Source organism: Streptomyces sp. AK02-01A, from assembly GCF_033795305.1.
Lineage (GTDB): Bacteria > Actinomycetota > Actinomycetes > Streptomycetales > Streptomycetaceae > Streptomyces.
In genome coordinates this window covers 133,360-154,103 of the sequence record NZ_JARBAE010000007.1, presented here as the reverse complement: position 1 = coordinate 154,103, position 20,744 = coordinate 133,360, and the positions used below count along the sequence as shown (strand labels likewise).

16 protein-coding genes and 1 tRNA gene are annotated in these 20,744 nt (G+C 70.2%); 13 read left to right on the top strand and 4 right to left on the bottom strand.

All coding sequences use genetic code 11. From position 1 onward, the window contains the following. The first annotated feature begins 134 nt into the window (after positions 1-134). The 7 genes from PV679_RS10285 to PV679_RS10255 all read left to right on the top strand — a co-directional run bounded on the left by PV679_RS10285 (position 135) and on the right by PV679_RS10255 (position 10,945). The gene (locus PV679_RS10285) at positions 135-332 is read left to right on the top strand and encodes a hypothetical protein (protein ID WP_319679803.1); all 198 of its coding nucleotides are present in this window, start codon (positions 135-137) and stop codon (positions 330-332) included. A gap of 376 nt (positions 333-708) precedes the next feature. After that, positions 709-3,540 (top strand): type I DNA topoisomerase, encoded by a 2,832-nt coding sequence (topA, locus tag PV679_RS10280; RefSeq protein WP_319679802.1) that lies wholly within the window; start codon positions 709-711, stop codon positions 3,538-3,540. A gap of 200 nt (positions 3,541-3,740) precedes the next feature. Beyond that, positions 3,741-7,052 carry a dTMP kinase gene (tmk, locus tag PV679_RS10275; protein ID WP_319679801.1) on the top strand — a complete coding sequence of 1,104 codons (3,312 nt, stop codon included), beginning with the start codon at positions 3,741-3,743 and terminating at the stop codon, positions 7,050-7,052. Between the two features lie 207 nt (positions 7,053-7,259). Continuing rightward, positions 7,260-8,465 carry a DNA polymerase III subunit delta' gene (locus PV679_RS10270; protein ID WP_319679800.1) on the top strand — a complete coding sequence of 402 codons (1,206 nt, stop codon included), beginning with the start codon at positions 7,260-7,262 and terminating at the stop codon, positions 8,463-8,465. 92 nt (positions 8,466-8,557) lie between these two features. Then, positions 8,558-10,111 carry an alpha/beta hydrolase gene (locus tag PV679_RS10265; protein WP_319679799.1) on the top strand — a complete coding sequence of 518 codons (1,554 nt, stop codon included), beginning with the start codon at positions 8,558-8,560 and terminating at the stop codon, positions 10,109-10,111. A gap of 97 nt (positions 10,112-10,208) precedes the next feature. Further along, positions 10,209-10,282: transfer RNA gene (locus PV679_RS10260), tRNA-Thr, on the top strand. A gap of 309 nt (positions 10,283-10,591) precedes the next feature. Then, positions 10,592-10,945, top strand: a complete 354-nt coding sequence (locus PV679_RS10255; protein WP_319679798.1) for a hypothetical protein — start codon at positions 10,592-10,594, stop codon at positions 10,943-10,945. Between the two features lie 70 nt (positions 10,946-11,015). Here the strand turns inward: PV679_RS10255 and PV679_RS10250 are convergent, their stop codons facing one another. The 4 genes from PV679_RS10250 to PV679_RS10235 all read right to left on the bottom strand — a co-directional run bounded on the left by PV679_RS10250 (position 11,016) and on the right by PV679_RS10235 (position 15,540). Beyond that, positions 11,016-12,149: a zeta toxin family protein gene (locus tag PV679_RS10250; RefSeq protein ID WP_319679797.1), complete on the bottom strand. Its 1,134-nt coding sequence runs from the start codon at positions 12,147-12,149 to the stop codon at positions 11,016-11,018. Positions 12,150-12,404: 255 nt separating this feature from the next. Then, the gene (locus PV679_RS10245; RefSeq protein ID WP_319679796.1) at positions 12,405-12,962 is read right to left on the bottom strand and encodes a sigma-70 family RNA polymerase sigma factor; all 558 of its coding nucleotides are present in this window, start codon (positions 12,960-12,962) and stop codon (positions 12,405-12,407) included. A 791-nt stretch (positions 12,963-13,753) separates the two neighbouring features. Next, complete coding sequence (locus tag PV679_RS10240; protein ID WP_319679795.1) at positions 13,754-14,200, bottom strand: hypothetical protein; 447 nt, start codon at positions 14,198-14,200, stop codon at positions 13,754-13,756. A 545-nt stretch (positions 14,201-14,745) separates the two neighbouring features. After that, on the bottom strand, positions 14,746-15,540 hold the full coding sequence (locus PV679_RS10235; protein ID WP_319679794.1) for a transglycosylase SLT domain-containing protein: 795 nt from the start codon (positions 15,538-15,540) through the stop codon (positions 14,746-14,748). Between the two features lie 474 nt (positions 15,541-16,014). Here PV679_RS10235 and PV679_RS10230 point away from each other — a divergent pair, with 474 nt between their 5' ends. From PV679_RS10230 to PV679_RS10205, 6 genes are all read left to right on the top strand, one after another. Further along, positions 16,015-16,503, top strand: coding sequence for a DUF6668 family protein (locus tag PV679_RS10230; RefSeq protein ID WP_319679793.1), 489 nt, complete (start codon positions 16,015-16,017; stop codon positions 16,501-16,503). Next, positions 16,500-16,775, top strand: coding sequence for a hypothetical protein (locus PV679_RS10225; RefSeq protein ID WP_319679792.1), 276 nt, complete (start codon positions 16,500-16,502; stop codon positions 16,773-16,775). The genes PV679_RS10230 and PV679_RS10225 overlap by 4 nt, the downstream gene beginning before the upstream one ends. A gap of 49 nt (positions 16,776-16,824) precedes the next feature. Next, positions 16,825-17,106 (top strand): hypothetical protein, encoded by a 282-nt coding sequence (locus PV679_RS10220; RefSeq protein WP_319679791.1) that lies wholly within the window; start codon positions 16,825-16,827, stop codon positions 17,104-17,106. A 19-nt stretch (positions 17,107-17,125) separates the two neighbouring features. Continuing rightward, the gene (locus tag PV679_RS10215) at positions 17,126-17,866 is read left to right on the top strand and encodes a hypothetical protein (RefSeq protein ID WP_319679790.1); all 741 of its coding nucleotides are present in this window, start codon (positions 17,126-17,128) and stop codon (positions 17,864-17,866) included. Between the two features lies 1 nt (position 17,867). Beyond that, positions 17,868-19,001, top strand: a complete 1,134-nt coding sequence (locus PV679_RS10210; RefSeq protein ID WP_319679789.1) for a hypothetical protein — start codon at positions 17,868-17,870, stop codon at positions 18,999-19,001. A 229-nt stretch (positions 19,002-19,230) separates the two neighbouring features. Continuing rightward, positions 19,231-20,724, top strand: a complete 1,494-nt coding sequence (locus PV679_RS10205) for an SCO6880 family protein (RefSeq protein ID WP_319679788.1) — start codon at positions 19,231-19,233, stop codon at positions 20,722-20,724. The last annotated feature ends 20 nt before the right edge of the window (positions 20,725-20,744 follow it).

Here is a 20,744-nt window from a genome sequence, read left to right as displayed (position 1 = left end):
GCCCGGCGCATGCCGGCAACCCGCGCCCGGCGTTCACCCGGAATTCGTGCCCGTGATGCCCCGGGATGCCAGCCTCGGTCTCCTGAATTCCCGGCGCCGCGCGTCGGGTGCCACGGAATGAACGAGGTACGGGCATGGAGAGCGGGCCGGCGGTCTTCGTGGGAACGGCGTTCACGCTGTTCGGCGCCGGGCTGCTGCTGTGGACGGCGGTGCGCCTCCTGCACCGCGCGCCGGTGGCCCACGGAGTGCGGCCGGCGGCGTCCATCACACTCGCGACACTCTCGGGCGTGGTCTTTCTCGCTCTTGGCGTGTGGTGTTTCGGTCGTATCTGATCCAAACTTTCCGCCGCCTGACCGGAACCCGTGGCGCATGATCGATCCGAGCCCGCGCACGGCGGCGTCAGCCCGCCGGACCTGCACCGGACGTGTCGCGGGGCCTCGCGGAGGGACCGCCTCCAGGCCCCTTCGCGGAACCGCCGGCGGCCCGGCCGGACGAGGCGGGCTCGGGGGTCCGGGCGGCAGGAGTGCCTGGAGTCGGGTTACCGTTCGAGTGGCCGTTGCGGGCTTTTGCCGTTTGACACGGGGGCGGGTTGTACCGTCACACTCCGCAGCGAAGCAGCGTCACCGCTGGGCCGTACCACGGCCCGCGTGCTGTTCTGCCGTACTGCCGTACGGGCCCACCGAGCGTCGACCGGAGAGAAGAGCGAAGTTGTCCCCGACCAGCGAGACCGCACACGGCGGCCGCCGACTCGTCATCGTCGAGTCGCCCGCCAAGGCGAAGACGATCAAGGGCTACCTCGGCCCTGGTTATGTCGTCGAGGCGAGCGTCGGGCACATCCGCGACCTCCCGAACGGCGCCGCCGAGGTGCCGGAGAAGTACACCGGCGAGGTGCGCCGCCTCGGAGTGGACGTCGAACACGACTTCCAGCCGATCTATGTCGTCAACGCCGACAAGAAGGCACAGGTCAGAAAGCTCAAGGAGCTGCTGGCCGAATCCGACGAGCTTTACCTCGCCACCGATGAGGACCGCGAGGGCGAGGCCATCGCCTGGCATCTGCAGGAAGTCCTCAAGCCCAAGGTCCCGGTCCACCGGATGGTCTTCCACGAGATCACCAAGGACGCGATCCGGGCCGCCGTCGCCAACCCGCGTGAGCTGAACACGCGCATGGTCGACGCCCAGGAGACACGCCGGATCCTCGACCGGCTCTACGGCTACGAGGTCTCGCCGGTCCTGTGGAAGAAGGTCATGCGCGGCCTCTCCGCCGGCCGCGTCCAGTCCGTCGCCACCCGTCTCGTCGTCGAGCGCGAGCGCGAGCGCATCGCCTTCAGCTCCGCCGAGTACTGGGACCTGACCGGCACGTTCTCCACCGGCCGCGCCGGTGACGCCTCCGACCCGTCCTCGCTGGCCGCCCGGCTGAGCGCGGTCGACGGCCGCCGTGTCGCCCAGGGCCGTGACTTCGGCGCGGACGGCCGGATCAAGTCCGACCAGGTGCTTCACCTGGACGAGGCGAACGCACGGGCACTCGCGGCCGCTCTGGAGAACGCTTCCTTCTCCGTCCGCTCGGTCGAGTCCAAGCCGTACCGCCGCTCGCCGTACGCGCCCTTCCGGACGACGACCCTCCAGCAGGAGGCCGCGCGCAAGCTGGGCTTCGGCGCGAAGTCCACGATGCAGGTCGCGCAGAAGCTGTACGAGAACGGCTTCATCACCTATATGCGTACCGACTCGACGACCCTCTCGGACACCGCTGTCTCCGCGGCCCGGGCGCAGGTCACGCAGTTGTACGGCGCGAGCTATCTGCCGGACAAGCCGCGGACGTACGCGGGCAAGGTCAAGAACGCGCAGGAGGCGCACGAGGCGATCCGTCCTTCGGGTGATCGTTTCCGCACTCCGGCGGAGACCGGACTGACCGGCGACCAGTTCAAGCTCTATGAGCTGATCTGGAAGCGGACCGTCGCCTCCCAGATGAAGGACGCGGTCGGCAACAGCGTCACCGTCAAGATCGGGGGCCGCTCCTCCGACGGCCGGGACGCGGAATTCTCCGCCTCCGGCAAGACGATCACCTTCCACGGCTTCATGAAGGCGTATGTCGAGGGCGCGGACGACCCGAACGCCGAGCTGGACGACCGCGAGCGCCGGCTGCCGCAGGTTGCCGAGGGCGACGCACTCTCCGCCGAGGAGCTCTCGGTGGACGGCCACGCGACCAAGCCGCCGGCCCGCTACACCGAAGCCTCGCTGGTCAAGGAGCTGGAGGAGCGCGAAATCGGCCGCCCGTCGACCTACGCCTCCATCATCGGCACCATCCTCGACCGCGGCTATGTCTTCAAGAAGGGCACGGCGCTCGTCCCGTCCTTCCTCTCCTTCGCCGTGGTCAATCTGCTGGAGACGCACTTCGGCCGGCTGGTCGACTACGACTTCACGGCCAAGATGGAAGACGATCTCGACCGCATCGCCCAGGGCGAGGCCCAGGCCGTGCCGTGGCTCAAGCGCTTCTACTTCGGCGAGGGCGACGACAAGGCGGGCGCCGCGGCGGGCGCCGGAAACGGTGACGGCGACCACCTCGGCGGCCTCAAGGAACTGGTCACGGACCTCGGCGCGATCGACGCCCGTGAGATCTCGTCGTTCCCCGTCGGCGACGGCATCATGCTGCGCGTCGGCCGGTACGGCCCCTATGTGGAGCGCGGCGAGAAGGACCAGGAAGGCCATCAGCGCGCCGATGTGCCGGAGGATCTGGCGCCCGACGAGCTGACGGTCGGATACGCGGAAGAGCTGCTGGCCAAGCCGAGCGGCGACTTCGAACTGGGCGCGGACCCGGTGACCGGCCACCAGATCGTCGCCAAGGACGGCCGCTACGGACCGTATGTCACCGAGATCCTTCCCGACGGGACTCCGAAGACCGGCAAGAACGCGGTCAAGCCGCGTACCGCGTCCCTCTTCAAATCCATGTCCCTGGACACCGTCACTCTCGACGACGCCCTCCGGCTGATGTCGCTGCCCCGGGTCGTCGGCGTGGACGCCGAGGGTGTCGAGATCACCGCGCAGAACGGCCGGTACGGCCCGTATCTGAAGAAGGGCACGGACTCCCGTTCGCTGGAGACCGAGGACCAGCTCTTCAACATCACGCTGGACGCGGCGCTGGCGATCTACGCGCAGCCCAAGCAGCGTGGCCGGGCAGCGGCCAAGCCGCCGCTGAAGGAACTGGGCACGGACCCGGTGAGCGAGCGTCCGGTCGTCGTGAAGGACGGCCGCTTCGGCCCGTATGTCACGGACGGTGAGACGAACGCGACGCTGCGGACCGACGACAGCGTCGAGGCGATCACGCCGGAGCGCGGTTACGAACTGCTCGCGGAGAAGCGCGCGAAGGGCCCGGCCAAGAAGACGGCCAAGAAGGCCGTGAAGAAGGCACCGGCGAAGAAGGCTCCGGCGAAGAAGGCGACGACGGCGAAGAAGACCGCCGCGAAGAAGACGACGACGGCCAAGGCGACAGTGGCGAAGGCGACGGCGGCCAAGAAGACGGCGGCTTCGGCGAAGTCCGACCAGTGAGGCCGGACCTCCGGTGGTCGCGGCGGCCATTTCGCGCCGTCCGACCTGTGCGGACCGGCCGGTGAACACGGACCGGTAGAAGGCCGGGGCCCGTGCGCGGTAGCCCTTTCACACCCCGGCCCCGTCCGCATCGGGCCTCGCGCGCCCGTATGTTCGGACGGGGTCACCAGGGAGTCGGCGGCTCCGGATAGGCTGGGCGGATGACGCGAGCCGAGCAGCCAACGGTCGTGAGCCCCACCTCCGACTCCGACGCACTTGCCGCAGACTCACGAGAGCGCGCCGTGCGATCCTTGTTGCGCCTTCCTCCGCTGCGGCGGCTGTGGGGCGCCCAGTTCGCCGGCGGTGTCGGCGACGTACTCGCCGTTTTCGTGCTTCTGCTGTTGTCGTTGCAGGCGGCGATCGCCGAGGGCTCGTTCGGTCCTGGATACAGAGGAGCGGCGTTCGCCGTCGCTGCCGTGTTCGGCGCCCGGATCCTTGCCACCACGCTCTTCGGAGTCGTACTCCTCGGTCCGCTGACGGCACTGATCACGCCCGGCACCGGCGCCGTCACGCCCGGCACCGGCGCCGGAAAACCGGCGGCCACCGGTACCGGAGAGGAGAGCACGTCCCGTGCCGGGGCCGAGACCTCCGGAGCCTCCAAGGCCCGCAAGGCCCGCGGGAAGCCCGCCAGGGACGGCGGTCCGCTGGACCGCCGCTGGACGATGATCGTCTCGGACGTACTCCGCCTCGGCCTGCTCCTGGTCGCGCCGCTCTGGCTCACCTGGACTCCCGACAACGCTCTGCCGATCCTTCTCAGCACGGTCTTCGTCGCCGGCGTCACCGAGCGCTTCTGGACGGTCGCCAAGGACAGCGCGGCCCCCGCACTGCTTCCGGCGCCGCCGCTGGAGGGCTCCGCGGTGCGTCCGCTGCCGGACCACCTCGACGCGCTGCGCCGGCTCTCTCTCCGTACGGCCTTCGTCGCCGTTCCTGTCGCGGCCGCGGTCCTGCTTGTCGCCACGCTGATCAGCAACCTCCTCGGCACGGGCATCGCATGGTTCTCACTGCACCAGGCGGCTCTCGGCTCGTATGTCGCGGCCGGACTGTTCGCCGCGTCCGTGTCCACTCTGTACTTCCTCGAACTGCCCGACGGCCGTACGCCGCGACCGCGTTCGCCGCTCGCGGGACTGCGCCGCCCGTCCGCCCGTGAGACGGGCCGCGGCGGTCCGGACAAGGGACGTACGGGTGCGGTGCCGCTGTTTGTCCTCGCCTGCGCCGCCATCGCCGCGGCGATCGCCTCCGCCGTGGCCGTTTCCGTACTTCAGGCGAAGGACCTCGGCGGCGGCCCCGTCGCCTTCGCCCTGCTCGTCCTCGCGCTGACCGGCGGCACGGGGCTCGGTATCCGTAGCGCCGCGAAGGTGCTGCCCGCACTCTCCCGCCGCCGTCTGCTCGCGCTGGCGATCGCGCTCACCGGTATCGCGCTGCTCGCGATGGGCCTCGTACCGGACACGGCGACGGTGCTGTTCCTCGCGCTGTTCGCCGGCTTCGCGGCCGGTGTCGCGGCGAATACTGGACACACTCTTATCGATCTGGAGACCGAGGAGTACGGTCAAAACCGAGTCACCGAACACCTCCAAGCCGTCGGCAGGGTCTTTGTCGCACTCGGCGTGGTCGTCGCCCCGCTCGTCGCCGCCGCCATCGGCCCGCACCGCCTCGCCAACGGCGACTTCGTCTTCGCCCACGACGGAGCGGCCTTCACGCTGATGCTGGTCGGCGCGCTGCTGCTGCCCGTCGCGGCGGTCGTCCTCGCCAAGACGGACGACCGGTCCGGCGTGCCGCTCCGTCGCGATCTGCGCGACGCCCTGCGCGGCGGCGCCGACCCCGCGCAGACCGCGACCGCCACCGGCTTCTTCCTCGCGATAGAAGGCGGTGACGGCGCCGGCAAGTCCACGCAGGTCGAGGCGCTCGCCGACTGGATCCGTACCAAGGGCCACGAGGTCGTGGTCACCAGGGAGCCGGGCGCCACGCCGGTCGGCAAGCGGCTCCGCTCGATCCTGCTGGACGTGTCGAGCGCGGGTCTGTCGAACCGCGCGGAGGCCCTGCTGTACGCCGCCGACCGCGCCGAACATGTCGACTCGGTCGTACGTCCCGCGCTGGAGCGCGGAGCGATCGTCATCTCCGACCGCTACATCGACTCGTCCGTGGCCTATCAGGGCGCGGGCCGCGATCTGTCGCCGACCGAGATCGCACGGATCTCGCGCTGGGCGACGGACGGCCTCGTACCTCATCTCACGGTGCTGCTCGATGTCTCTCCGGAGACCGCGCGCGAGCGCTTCACGGAGGCTCCGGACCGGCTGGAGTCCGAGCCCGCCGAATTCCACCAGCGGGTACGGTCCGGCTTCCTCACTCTCGCCGCGGCCGACCCCGCCCGCTATCTCGTCGTGGACGGAGGCCAGGAGCCGGAGTCGGTCACCACGGTCGTACGGCACCGGCTCGATCAGATGCTGCCGCTCTCCGAGGCCGAGGTGAAGGCCCGGGAAGAGGCGCGGAAGGCCGCCATCGAGGAGGCCCGCCGCAAGGCCGAGGAAGAGGCCGCGCGCAAGGCCGAGGAGGAGCGGCTGGAGCGCGAGCGCCAGGCACAGCTCGCCAAGCTCCGCGCCGACGAGGAGGAGCGCAAGCGCCGCGAGCTGGAGGAGGAGCGGCAGCGCGAGGCCGAACGCCAGGCGGAGGAGGCCAGGCGGCAGGCCGAGGAAGCGCGCAGGAAGGCCGAGGAGGAGCGCAGGCGGCGCGAGGCCGAGGAAGAGGCGAGGCAGGCGGAGCAGGAGCGCCTCAAGCGGCAGGCCCAGGAAGAGGCCAGGCTGCGTGTGGAGGCGGCGGAGCGACGCCGCGAGAAGCAGCGCAAGGCGGAGGAGGCGCTGCTCCGGGCCGAGGAGACGCGCCGGCTCGCGGAGGAGTCGGCCGCCGCTTCGGCGGCTCCGGCCGTCTCGCCGAACGAGATCACCATCCCCACCCGGCTCGTCAAGGAGCCCCTTGCCGCTCCGGATGATGTGACGCAGCAGGTCCCGGCGGTACGTCCCGCCGAGCCGCGGTCGCCGGACGGGCCCGACGCGGACGAGACGGCGGTCATCCCGCAGGTGACCGACCGGGCGGCCGACGAGACGGCCGTGCTTCGGCCGGTACGGGACGAGGCCGGGGACGAGGCCCGGGACGGTGGTCGGGCCGGCGAATCCGGTCGGCCCCGGGACGCCCGCGCGGCCGATGAGACCGCTGTCCTGCCGCCCGTACGGGACGCCGATCCGGCTGACCGTGTGCCGCGGGACTTCTTCCGCAAGGATGAGCCGGTCCCGCCCGCCGAGGGCGGCAATGAGCGCACCCGTGAGATGCCGCAGTTCGACCCGGAGCGCGCGTCCGAACGCCCGCGCCGCCGCTCGGACTGGGCGGAGGAGACTCCGCTGGACGACCTTCCGAGCCTGGCGGACGAGCTGCTGGGCCCGCACGACGACGGCGACGACAGCGAGGGAAGGCGCCGCCGCTAGACCGTGGCCGGTCGACTGTGGCCGGTCGATCTCCGGACGTGGCGTATGCACGCCGGTGGGGCCGGAGTGTCAGACCCCGGCCCCACAATGGAATCCACGCGCGGGACCGCGCACATCCACGCGCGAGAATCGGCACGTTCGATTTCAAGCGATCGACATGCTCGATTCCAGGCGGACGACACTTCAGCACGGAGGCGGTGACGGCGCATGACCGTATGGGACGACCTGGTCGGGCAGGACCGGATTCAGGCGACGCTGTCCGCCGCCGCCCGCGACGCCGACGCGCGCGTCACCGCCGACGCCTCGGGCACCGTCTCGCCCGAGGCGTCGAAAATGACACACGCCTGGCTGTTCACCGGGCCGCCGGGCTCGGGCCGTTCCACCGCGGCCCGCGCCTTCGCCGCCGCGCTCCAGTGCACCAGCCCCGACCGCGCTCTCGGCGGAGAGCCGGGCTGCGGCTTCTGCGACGGCTGCCACACGAGCCTGATCGGTACGCATGCCGATGTCGAGGTGATCCGTACCGACCTGCTCTCCATCGGCGTCAAGGAGACCCGTGAGCTGGTCCGCCGCGCCCAGCTCTCACCGGCCGTCGGCCGCTGGCAGGTCATCGTGCTGGAGGACGCCGACCGGCTCACCGAGGGCGCCGGGAATGTCCTGCTGAAGGCGGTGGAGGAGCCCGCGCCCCGTACGGTCTGGCTGCTCTGCGCGCCCTCTCTGGAGGACGTCCTGCCCACGATCCGCTCCCGCTGCCGCCATCTCGTCCTGCGCACACCGCCCGTGGAGGCCGTCGCCGACGTCCTGATCCGGCGCGACGGTATCGAACCCGAGGCGGCCCACGCCGCCGCACGCGCCACCCAGGGACACATCGGCAGAGCCCGCCGGCTGGCCACCGACGCACGGGCCCGTGCCCGCCGCGCCACCGTTCTCACGATGCCGCTGCGCGTGGACGACATCGGTGGCTGTCTCAAGGCGGCGCAGGAGCTGATCGACGCCGCGGCGGAGGACGCCAAGCAGGTGGCGGAGGACGTCGACGTCAAGGAGACCGAGGACATGAAGGCCGCCCTCGGTGCCTCGGCGGGCGGGCGGATGCCGCGCGGCACCGCGGGTGTCATGAAGGAGCTGGCCGATCGTCAGAAGCGTCGCTCCACCCGTACCCAGCGGGACAGCCTCGACCTCGCCCTCACCGATCTCACCGGCTTCTACCGCGATGTACTGGCACTCCAGCTCGGCTCGCGGGTCGCGCTGGCCAACGGGGACGTACGGGACGCGCTGGACCGTGTCGCCGGTGCGTCCACACCGGAGCGGACGCTGCGCCGGATAGAGGCGATCGCCGCCTGCCGCCAGGCGCTCGACCGCAATGTGGCGCCGTTGCTGGCGGTGGAGGCGATGGCGGTGTCGCTGCGGGCGGGCTGAATCGACACGGACTTCATGATTCGCTCGAATATGGACTCACCCGTACGAGTAAGGACAGGCCGTACACCTCGTCCGGCCGCTACGCTCCCTGGATGGACACCAGGCACCTGCTCCGTATCTCCGCCACCGCGTTCGTGGCGGTAGGTCTGCTGATCTCCGGCTGTAGCTCCGGCAGTCCGTCGTCCGAGGCATCGGCTTCGCACTCGGCCTCCGGCGCGGGCTCGATGGCCGTGGATCCGGCTGCCCTGAAGAAGTACTACGGGCAGAAGCTCGCCTGGCGCGCGTGCGGTGTCGCGGGTTTCCAGTGCGCCACGATGAAGGCCCCGCTCGACTACGCGAAACCGAACGGCACCCAGATCAATCTGGCCGTCGCCCGCAAAAAGGCCACCGGCCCCGGCAAGCGCATCGGCTCCCTCCTCGTCAACCCGGGCGGCCCGGGCGGCTCTGCCGTCGGCTATCTCCAGGGATACGCGGGCATCGGCTACCCGGCCCCGGTCCGGGCCCGATACGACATGGTGGCCGTCGACCCGCGCGGTGTCGCCCGCAGCTCGCCGGTCGAATGCCTCAGCGGCAAGGAGATGGACGCCTACACGCAGGTCGACCAGACTCCCGACGACAAGGCCGAGACCGACCGGCTCGCCACGTCCTTCAAGCAGTTCGCCCAGGGCTGCGAGCGGCGTTCCGGCGCGATCCTGCCGCATGTCTCCACGGTCGACGCGGCCCGCGACATGGACATCCTCCGCGGCGTGCTGGGCGACAAGAAGCTGTCCTACGTCGGCGCCTCGTACGGCACCTTCCTCGGCTCGACCTACGCCGAGCTGTACCCCAAGCGCACCGGCCGTCTCGTCCTCGACGGAGCGATGGATCCCTCCCTCCCGGCCCGGACGCTGAACCGCGACCAGACCGCCGGCTTCGAGACCGCCTTCCGGTCCTTCGCCACGGACTGCGTCAAGCAGGCCGACTGTCCGCTCGGTACGGAGTCCGCCGCCGAAGTCTCGACCCGTATGAAGGCGTTCTTCAAAACCCTGGACGCCAAGCCCGTCCCGACCGGCGAGAGCCGCGAACTGGGCGAGTCCCTCGCCACGACCGGCGTGATCGCCGCGATGTACGACGAGTCCGCCTGGCCCCAGCTCCGCGGCGCCCTCACCAGCGCGATGGACGGCGACGGCGCAGGCCTGCTCGCTCTCGCCGACTCGTACTACGAGCGCGAGAGCAACGGCTCGTACGCGAACCTGATGTTCGCGAACTCCGCGGTGAACTGCCTGGACCTGCCGCCCGCCTTCGCGAACGCCGCCGAGGTGACCGCCGCGGCCCCTTCCTTCGAGAAGGCGTCCCCGGTCTTCGGCAGGGGCCTCGCCTGGGCCTCTCTGAACTGCGCCTACTGGCCCACCAAGGCCACCGGCGCCCCGCACCGGATCGAGGCGAAGGGCGCGGCCCCGATCGTCGTCGTCGGCACCACCCGCGACCCGGCGACCCCCTACAAGTGGGCCCAGTCCCTGGCCCGCCAGCTCTCCTCGGGCACGCTCCTCACCTACGACGGCGACGGACACACCGCCTATGGCCGAGGGAGCGACTGCATCGACACGGCCATCAATACCTATCTCCTGGAGGGCACACCTCCGAAGGACGGCAAGAAGTGCTCCTGACCTGCGAGAAGCCCCTCGCAGCGAGGGTGTGCGGAGCACCCCCGGAAACTGTGTAGACTTGGCCGCGCTGCTGATCGCACCATGGTGCACACGGCACGCCGCCTTAGCTCAGTTGGCCAGAGCAACGCACTCGTAATGCGTAGGTCTCGGGTTCGAATCCCGAAGGCGGCTCGTTCAAGGCCCAGGTCGGATAGCCTCTGACCTGGGCCTTTTGTTTTCTCCTCCAGGCGGTCCTGCTGGTCCTGCTGATGATGGTCGCGAGGGGCCAGGGGAGCGCGCGAGCAGCGCATCGGGACAGCGCGGGCGCGCAGCGGGCCACCTTGTGAGTGCCCATGGTGTGGACCGGAGAGGGCCGGGGCCCAGATGGACCGTCTCGCGGAACGGTGCTGCGTCTTGCGCGGTTGTCGTTACCCGACAAGGAGCAGCCCGTAGGCCGAAGGGGTGCCGGATATCCGGAGAAGTGTGGGCTTCAGAGCGATCGTGGCCCGGACGAGCGCGGTATCGCTGACGCGCGGCGTCCAGGTCGAACCGGTGGCCGTGCGCGGCGTGGCGGTCCTGAGGGTCCGCTCCGTGGCCGAGCGGTTCGGCACAGGAGCTCTCCCGGAGACGGTGGCCGAGGCCGTCACCGCCGCCACGGGCCCCGGCCGCGAGGATGCCGAAGACGTGCGCGCCCTACGGCCGGTTCGGATCGAGAGCCGCACCGTGGTGGTGCCGGTACGCGTAGCGGGCCGGCTGGTGATGGCTGCGGCTCAGGCGGGCGCGTACGCGGCGCTCAACGGTGACGGCCGCACCGTCCGTCCGTCATACGGCGACTGCACAGGCGAGTCTTGCTGAGACGCCGTCAACAGCCTTTCGTCGGCAGGCGCTGGAGACTCCCGGGAAGGGCGCCGCATGCTCTGGCGCCTCACCGTCCCCGCGCGCCAGGAGGCGAGGGCGCCTTCCACTGGGCGGCTGTGGCCGGCGGGAGCATCCTGGTCCCATGGATCTGGATGACCTCGCGGACGCCATCACCCGATGAGCGACTCCGGCGGTGTGTGTGTACGGCCGCCGCGTGAGCGATCCCCGCGTACGCGAGATCCCGTGCCCGGCTTTCCCGCTCCGCGTGCGAGGCCCGCTCTTGTCGCACCAGCATCTTCAGACCAGGAACACAGGACCCATACGTAAGAAGATTGCGCTCTATCCTCGACCAGGCCTTGGCGTAGGTCTTCCTCTCCTCGGCCGTCCACTCCCGGTGCTGCTCCGCCGTGATGTAGTCGAAGGTTGTCGACGACTTGTCCCACGTGACGAGTCCGCCGCCGCGATTCACCAGGCGTTTCGTGTGGAGCAATTCGCCCTGCCGGTTGATCACATGCACGGCGTCCGCGCTCAGGCGCTGGTCCACCAGGCCGGCGGCGGCCCTGAAATCGTGGTAAACCCTGTCGTGCAGCCCGAGGTCGACCCAGCGGCCGTAGCCTTGGGTCGCGCGGCCTCTCAGATACCGGTCGATGATTCCCTGACGACTGATCGCGTCATTTACCGCCAGGAAGGCCAACTCGACGCGGTAGCCGTTGCTGCGCAGACCGCTGCAGAGTTGGGCAACATTCGCCTCGGACGGCGAGGTGCCCAGGGTGAGGTTCCATCTGCTGTGGATCGCGTGTTCCGTGATCATGTGGCCCCATCGGGGAACCGCCTGAGAAAGGACCATGTCCATTGCGTTGAGGTCGTTCCGCCGGGCGTTCCGCAGGTATGCCGGATGATCTGAATAGAAGCCGTCTCCGTCGATGGAAACAGTGTTTTGGAGCCCGAGCATCGCGCTGAGCTGTCTTTCGGCCACGCTCTTTCCAGCGCCGGGCTGACCGACGATGACGAGCGCCACAGGATGCTCGCTGGGGATTCCACTATGCCGCGGAGCGATCTGCTCGTGGAAGATGCGGAGGAGTTCATCCTCCGTGAGCAGTGTCGCGGTGCTGTCCTGTGCCGACGCGGGCGAGGTCTGCCACGGGGCAGGTATGACCGGGGCCTGCCACGGGAGAGGTGGAGCAACCGGGATCTGCCGCATGGGAGGTGCCATCGGGGCCGGCCATGAGGGGCGGGCAACCGGGGTCTGCCACGGAGGAGGTGCTACCGAAATCCGGCGGCGTGTGGTGGTGCCTCCCCCGTACCAATAGGGGTGGTTGAGGTCCCCCACTGCCTCGGGCGGCATCCCCTCCGGGGGCCTGACCGAATCGTGTACGGACATCCTTCTCGTGGGCATGGTGCGTGGATCCCTCCGCGAAGACGAAGTGGCCGGGAAGACAGTGTTCCTGCCGCGTGGTCAGCGGGCCGCTGACGCCGGTGCGGGCGCCGTCGGGGAGCCGGCCCCGCGCTCCTGGAGGGCGAGCTTCAGCGAGCGCATGCCGTAGAAGAGCCGGGACTTGATGGTGCCCGGAGGAATGCCGAGCGCGTCGGAGGCCTCTTCGATCGTTTTACCGAGGAAGTAGGTCAGATAGATCGCCTCGCGATGGGCAGGGGAGAGAGCCTTGAGGGCTTCGCTTACGACCACCGAGGACAGTATGTTCTCGATGTGATCGAGTTCGGCGGGCTCCTGTTCAAGCCAGCCGGTTCCGTCCACCTCCTTGGGCCTGGCACCGCCCCTGCGGTAGCCGTCGATGACGAGGTTGCGTGCGACCTTGAAAAGCCAGGGGCGCAACATGGTGTGATTGTCCCCGTCGAATTTGCTCCAGCACCGCAGCAGCGTCTCCTGGACGATGTCTTCGGCCTTGTGCTGGTCTCCGCCAACCTGCCTGCGCACGTACGCCAGCAGTGCCGGAACGTGTTTTTCATAACCGGTACGGATGGTCTGTTCGCGGTCGTCGAGACCGACTGCTCCCATGGCGGTCCAACTCATTGCTCAATGCTCCCTGCGGTCCGGTGGTGCCGACCGGGACGGCAAGGCCATGTGGGTTCCCACTGCCTCGGAATCCACGCTGTCCGATGGTGTGCCACGTCCGATTGACAGTTGATTGACGACGGATGCGCGCCCGATCTCACGCCGTCAATCAGCCGGCGCCGCGGATCCGTCTGGTGCGTCGGCCCGCTGCGGCGACGATCGGAGGTGAAGCAAGGGCTCGGCGGGCAAGCTCGCCAGGCCGTGGTGGGCCGCACGTACCAGCCACTACTCCGAGATGTGGTCCGCGACCACCCACCACGACGCAGATCGTGCCGTCGGGCCTTGGCCGGAGCGAATATATTGGCGCGAGCATGACAAAATCTCGGTGCCTCTCGGGGTTGCGGCACAAGTCTTCGTCTCCCCGAGCCCTTTACGGGACAGCCCTTGGCGCACCCGGGCCCGGAAACTCCACCGCACCATGGACTGGCGCGGGCGCCCGCCGACCAGCCACGACGTCATTCTCGAATCCGTCGCCGCGGTCACCACCCGCACCGGACGCCTAAAAGGGGGTCATGGATCGCGCATTCGAGCCTGGGCAGACATCAAGGTGCGGCCCAGTGCCGCAATGAAGTGTGTGCTGATCGCCGAGCGGTGTGATGGATTCTGTCGGCGTTGGCAGTGTGATCGGTGGCGGCCGTGTGATCGGTGGTGGATGTGCTCGACGGTCGGGGGCCTGTGCGGAGCGGGAGCCGATGAGCGACCCCCTGCGGTGTCCTGCCGACCGTCGGACGGGGTCAGGCTGACGCGGGCGTGTCGGCCGGGTGCGGATACCGCGCAAGCGAACGCAGACGGGTTTCCGCCTGCCGGCGCGCCTGGTCGTCGGTGGAATCGGGGACGCCCTGCGTAGCCGATTGCTCCCAGACGGCCAGGAGTTCGCGGCCCAGCGGCAGGGCGGTCCGCGGGTCGTCGATGAGATTCCAGGTCGCGGCGGCGCGCAGCACGTCCTGGCGGGCCCGGAGGTCGCCCTGCTCGTGTCTGAGGCGTGCCACATGCAGCGACACCGCCGTGGCGCGCCCCTCGTCCCTCTCCAGGTAGGCGATATAGGCATCCACCGCGTATGCCTCCAGGGTGTAGGGGTGAGTCGCTCCCAAGGTGCCCACCGTGTGCTGCTTCAGCCGGTCGACGAGCACCCTGGCGAACTCCAGGTCCCCAGCCGCGAGCGCGTCGTTGATGTACGCCACGGGCTGGACGAGGTCCGCTGGGATTGGTGGTGCTGCTGGGGGTGGTGTGTGGTCGGGTTCGGTGATGCGGCGTAGGACGGTGGTGTGGTGGTCTGGCAGAGGGGTGTTGGTGGGTGTGTCTGGTGTGGGCGCGGGTGGTCGGGCGCTTGGGTGAGCTTCGGGCGCAGGAGCTTCGGTGCTTGCGCCTGTTTCGAAAGCGGACGCTGCGCCGCGGTGGGCGGTGCGGACGTCGGTTCCGTTCGGCGGTAGGGGAGCGGGCTCACGCAGGAGCTCGCTCCTGCCGTCCGTGCCGACCCGCAGCCGCAGGCCCCAGAGGTGCCGGTGGTCGAAAACGGTGGCCTCCACGGCGCGTCGGCCGGCCACGGCGTGGCGGTGCAACTCGTCCAGCACCGCCGTGTGCGCGCCTGCGGCGGATGCCGGGAGGGGCCGGCCGTCGATGTGCGCCGTGCCGTCACGCCCGACCACGACGTGGAACGCGCGCGGCGGACTCTCGGGGGATACGGGCGGCACCGGACGCGGGCGATTTCGGCGGCGCATAGTGGCTGTCACTGTCCTTCCGGGCTGGGCGTGGGGGTTGTCACGGGAGACGGGGAGGGCGCGGGGACGACGCCCTGGAACCTGGCGAAGTTGGCGCGGACCTGCAGGACGTAGTTCTGTGACTCGTTGGTCTGGGGCACGCTGCCTGCCACGCGTACGGTGTCCACGTCGGTGTCGTAGGCCGCCAGGGCGAGACTGAGGACGTCTCCCAGCGGGCGGCCGGCGTCGGCCAGCGGGGTGAGCTGCTCCACCAGAGAGCACATGTAACGGCCCTGCGTGAGGATCGAGTCGGTGGGATCGAGGGCCGAGGCCCCGCCGTTGCCGTCGTCGTCCTTGCCGAACCGCACGAACACCTCCGGCGGTAGCTGCGACAGACCGACTTCGCCCTCATCGCCCACCACGGTCGTGCTGAAGCCCGACTCCTGTTGGATCTGGGCGGCGATCGCGATGGGCCCCACCTCCGGGCACAGCGCACCCGCCCGCTGGATCGGATCCACCAGGTCGGCGGGCACGGTGGTGGGGTCCAGCTCGCCCTTGCCGTCGCCCTGGACGGCGGAGACCACCTGGTCGGGGTTGATGTCGGGGGATTTGTCTCCACCACCGGTGAACAGCAGGATCAGCGCGATCACCGGAGCCAGAAGCACTCCCAGTCCCCCGACGATTATCACGACGACGATGCCGCCGACCAGCGCCACGGGGGAGGCCAAGCAGCCCAGGCCCCCGACCGCCGCCGCCGCGGTGACCGCGACGTTTGTGCCCTTTGCTCCGGAGGCGGGGCCGGACTCGTCCGGACTGTCACTCATCGGCTCTTCTGCTCCTTCCACGTCCGCTCGTCGGACTGCCGCACACTCACCCGCGGTCCCAGGGGCCGGGGTTCGGTGGGGCATGCGGTATCCACCCGCCGCTACGTGTCCTTCCTGGCTTCCGGTTCAATCCGAAGATTTCTGCCAGGGCGTTGAACCGAGGTGGCGAACAGCCGCGTTGGGGTTGGTGTGGCCGACGCGGTCACGAAAGGAACATTCAAATTCGGCGGCCCTCCGCCCTACATCTTTCCTATGAATTCCATGCCCTTCAGTGCGGCGCAGGACTCCATTTCCTGGCAAAAGCAGCGCACCGAAACAGCGCGGAAACACGATACGCATCACCGAAAGGGAGCGCGCGTGATGGGCGCATTCGCAACCGCCTCCGATATCGCATCCGGATTCGGAGAGCCTGGCACCGGACCCGTATCCGCGGCGCAGATTTGGGCCCGGGGGCCGGTTACGGCGGCGCCGCCCGTGCGGCAGACGGCCAAGTCCTCCTCCGGGCCGCACCGCTCCGGGCACGGCGCCCGTCCCGCGATCACCTGGGTCGGCGCGCACGGCGGTGCTGGGGTCACCACGCTCGCCGCACAGTTCGGCGGGCTGGACTCCGGGACCAACTGGCCCGGCAGCGACGCCGCCCCGCACGGCGCGGTGCTGCTGGTGGCCCGCACCCACGCGGCGGGACTTCAGTCCGCCTCCCGGACGCTCGACGCGCTGCGGCAGGGACGGCACCCGGCCGCGGACCGGCTCGCGGCGCTGGTTCTGGTCGCTGACGCGCCCGGCAGGCTTCCGCTGAAGTTGGCACGCCGGGTACGGGTGTTGCGCTCGGCGGTCCGCGTCGTGTGGGTGCCCTGGATCGCCGCATGGCGGGTGGGCGACACCTTGCAGGGCCCCACCAAGGAGATCGGCGCGCTCGCCGCGCTGACGACGCAGCTGTCACACACCACAGAAGGACGATCATGACCACCAGGGACACCCATGCCGCGCTGCTCGCCGGCACCTTCGACCCGGGCGCCGACGCGAACACGCTGCTGGAGATCCTCGGCTGGTGCGCCTCCGCGGCGGGCGTGGCCGGCCTCATCATCGTGGGCACGCAGATGGCCCTGCAGTTGCGCCGGGGCGAAATGGGCGAGGGAGCGGGTCATATGCGGTCGCTCTTCATCGTGCTCGGCGCCTGTGTGATCGCCGGCACCGCCGGGCCCATCGTTTCCTTCCTCGGTCCGCTCACCATTTGAGCCCGCCTTCCGAGCCCGTCAACTTCCCTTCCTTCCATTGGAGTTCTTCATGTCCACGCGCACTTTTTCCCTGATCCAGGCGGCTGCCGTTCCCAATCCCGGCCGCAACGCTCCTCCGGCGCTCACGGGGAAGGTCGAACTGGTCCTCGGCATCGCCGCCTGGGCGGGCACCGCGGCCGGTGTCGCCGGAGTGCTGGTCACCGGGGCCATGATGGCCATCTCGGTGAAACGGGGCGAGGCGTCGGAGCACATGAGCCGGCTCGGGATGGTCCTCGGCGGCTGTGTCCTCGTCGCGGTCGCCAGTCCGCTGGTCGGCTTCGTCTTCAACTGAGCGGGAGCGGAATACTCTCATGTTCACGCAGCGCACCGACCACGTCCCCGTGCATACACCGTTCTGGAAACAGCGAAGCTGGATCGTGGCGGCCGCCTTCCTCGCTCTGGTCGTGCTGGTCTCGCTGGTCTCCGCCGTCACCAGTGCGGGCGCCGACCGGCGCACCGCGGGCGCGGACGAGCCCCGCCCTCTGTCGGCACGGCCCGCCGGCTCCTCCGACCGGCCCGGTACCTGCCGGACCGACGACCGCGTCACCGCCGTGCCCACCAAGGCCCCCGCGGACGTGCGCTGGCTGACGATCGAGGGCAGCCGGGTGCCGGCCTCGCGGTCGGCCGGACCGACACGTACCGACGGACCAGTGCTGTGGTGCTTCGCGCACACCCCGCTGGGCGCCGTCATGGCCGCCCATGTGATTCCGGCCCAGATGAACGCACCGTCCTGGCGGGCAGTCGTGGATCAGCAGGTACTGCCGGGCTTCGGCCGGGATCTCTTCGCGTCGCAGCGCGAGTCGATCGGCGAGACCGCCGTGCGGGGCCGGGCGATCGGGGTCTACGCGGGGTTCTCCCTCAGCCGCTACGACAGCCGTTCGGCCACCGTCGACCTCCTCGTCAAGAGCGCCCAGGGCGCTTTGACCGCCAGCTCGGTGACGATGCGCTGGGACGGTGGGGACTGGAAGGTCCAGCCGGCCTCCGACGGCGCACTGCACTCCGGCGCCGACGCGGTCCGTTCCGCCGACGGCTTCGTCCAGTGGGAGGTCTGACGTGGCATGCCCGACCGGAAACCCGCTGACCGATTTCGTCGTCGGCTTCTTCGACTTCCTCGGCGATCCGATCGGCACCATCATCGAGGGCATCGCCAACGCCGTACTGGGCGGAGCGATATCCGTGTTCGGCGACCTGAGCACGAACATCCCCACCCTGGTGACTGACGGCACCGCACGCGAGGTCAACGCCCAGACCCAGTGGGTCGTCGTCTACGCCGCCGTGGCGTCCCTGTTGTTCGCCGCCATCCGGATGGCGCTGGAACGCCGGGGCGAGGCGGGGCAGGTGGCGCTCAAGGGCCTCCTGCGCGTCATTCTGGTGGCCGGCGGCGCGACGGCCGTGACGACCGCCCTGGCCGGGCTGTCCGACCGCTACGCCGATCATCTGTTCGCCGCCGGTGCGCAGAAGCAGCTCACCAGCATCGGCTGCAACGACGGAGACGGCATCCAGGGCTTCCTGCTGCTGGTGCTGGCCTTCCTGCTGCTGATCGCTGCGATCGTCCAGACGATCATGCTCTACGTCCGGCTCGGTGTCATGATCATCCTGCTCGGCACGCTGCCGCTCGCCGCCGCGGCCTCCATGACGCAGTGGGGCAGCGGATGGTGGCGCAAGCACATCGGCTGGATGGTCGCCTGGCTGCTCTACAAACCCGCCGCCGGTCTGGTGATGTTCGCGGGCTCGGCCATGATTTCCAGCGGTCCGCAAAGCGGTATCCACGAAAAGATCGCCGGTATCGGTGTGCTGCTCCTGTCGGCGCTCGCCCTGCCGGCGCTGCTCAAGCTCGTCGTCCCCGCCACGGCGGCGCTCGGCGGCGGGTCGGCGGCGCAACAGGGCACGCTGGCGGCTGCGGGCGCGGTCGCCTCCGGAGCGAAGTCGGTCGGCGGAGCGCTGCTGTCGACCGGTGGCGGGGCTCGTACGGCAGCCACGCAGGGCCCGACCGGGGCGACGGGAGCCGGCCGGTCCGGCCCGGCGGGCCCGGGCGGCCGGCCCCCGTCGCCCGGCGCCGCGCCCGCCGCTCTGGGCACCGCGGCGCGAACGGCCGCGGGAGCCGCGATGACCGGTGCCCGTATCGCGGGGCGGGTTGCCACAGGGGCTCTCGACGGCGCCGATCCGGACCGCGGCCACAACAGCTGACGCGGAAACCGCCGCCTCCCCGGTCGCTCCCCGGCGGCCCGGGGAGCACCCGCCCGCTGTTACGGCCCGTCGGGCCCGGGCGCCGTGCGCGCTGTCCACGGCGCTCGGCATCCGGGCCGACACTCCGACCCTCTCTCCAGCCCGCGAGCCGCTTCCCACCCCTGCGAACACCTCCTCGGGTCCTGTGGAAGCCGCCCGCCCAGAACCACATCAAGAAAGGCAGGACCTCATGTCCGCGGAAGCGGCAGTACATCCCACATACGGCAACTGGCGTCGGCCCCGGCGGCCGGGTCTCGGACCTTTCGGCCTGATCGGCACGTTCGGCGTGTTCGGCGGGCTGGTTGTCGCACTGCTGGTCTCGCTGATCTCCTTGCGCGCCGCACTGGGCGTGCTCGTCCCTCTGATCTTCCTGCTCGTCCCCCTGATGATCCGCACCCAGGACGGGCGCAACCTGTATCAACTGCTCGCCCTGCGGATCGGCTGGCTGCGCCGTAAAGCCAAGGGATCCCACACGTATGTCTCCGGCCCCCTGTCCGCTCGGCCCGGAGGCCGCTTCCGTCCTCCCGGGCTACTGGCCAACGTCACCATGCAGGAAGGCCATGACGCCTATGACCGGGCGTTCGGCGTCCTGCACCACAAGGGCCGCGGGCTGTACACGATCGTGCTGGCCTGCGAGCCGGACGGCGGATCACTGGTCGATCCCGATCAGGTGGACGTCTGGGTCGCCGCCTGGGGCGAGTGGCTGGCCCGGCTCTCCCACGAACCGCAGCTTCGCGGCGCCGCCGTCATCGTCGAGACGGCCCCGGACCCCGGCACCCGGCTGGCCAATGAGGTGCTGCCGCGCATCAGGGACGACGCCCCCGCCGCGGCGCGCGCGGTGATGGAGGAAGTGGTCGAACGCTATCCCTCGACTTCCTCGGAGATGCATACCTACATCGCTCTGACCTACGGGGTGCCCGCCGCCCGCGGGCGGGATCACAACGACGTGCTCACCGACCTCGCGATCCGAATACCAGGGCTGCTCGCCGGTCTGGTCGGCGCGGGGGGAGGGGCCGCCATGCCGCTGTCCGCGGAACGCATCGCCGAGATCGTGCGCGTCGCCTACGACCCCGCCGTCGCCGGTGATGTGCTCAACGTCCGTGCCCAGCACGGCGCTACGGGCCTGGACTGGGACGACGCCGGGCCCGCCGCCACCGTCGAGACCGTCAGCGCCTACCAGCACGACTCCGGTGTCTCCCGCACCTGGCTGCTCACTCTGGCCCCGCGCGGCACCGTACGCTCCAGTGTCCTGCGCGGCCTGCTGGAAGCCGCGCCCGGTACCCGGCGCAAGCGAGTGGCGCTGCTGTACCGCCCGATCGACCCCGCCACCTCGGCTCGCATCGTCGAGTCCGACCGGCGCGCTGCCCAGTTCATGGCCAGCTCGGGCCGCGGCATGGTCCAGGCCCGAGCCGCCTCCGAGGTACGGGCGGCGGAGCAGACCGCCGCCGAGGAGGCGTCCGGAGCGGGCCTGGTGGAGTTCTCGCTGATGCTCACGGTCACCGTCGACTCCGCCAGCCAACTGGCCGACGCCGCCGTGACCGTCCGCAATCTCCAGGCGGCCTCGCGACTGTCGCTGCGCCCGGCCGACCGCATGCAGGCCGCCGCCTTCACCTGCACTCTCCCTGTCGGCGTCCTGCCGTGGGAGCACACCCTGATCCCGCAAGAGCTCCAGGAGGCACTGTGAACGCCGTCCACGGCAACACG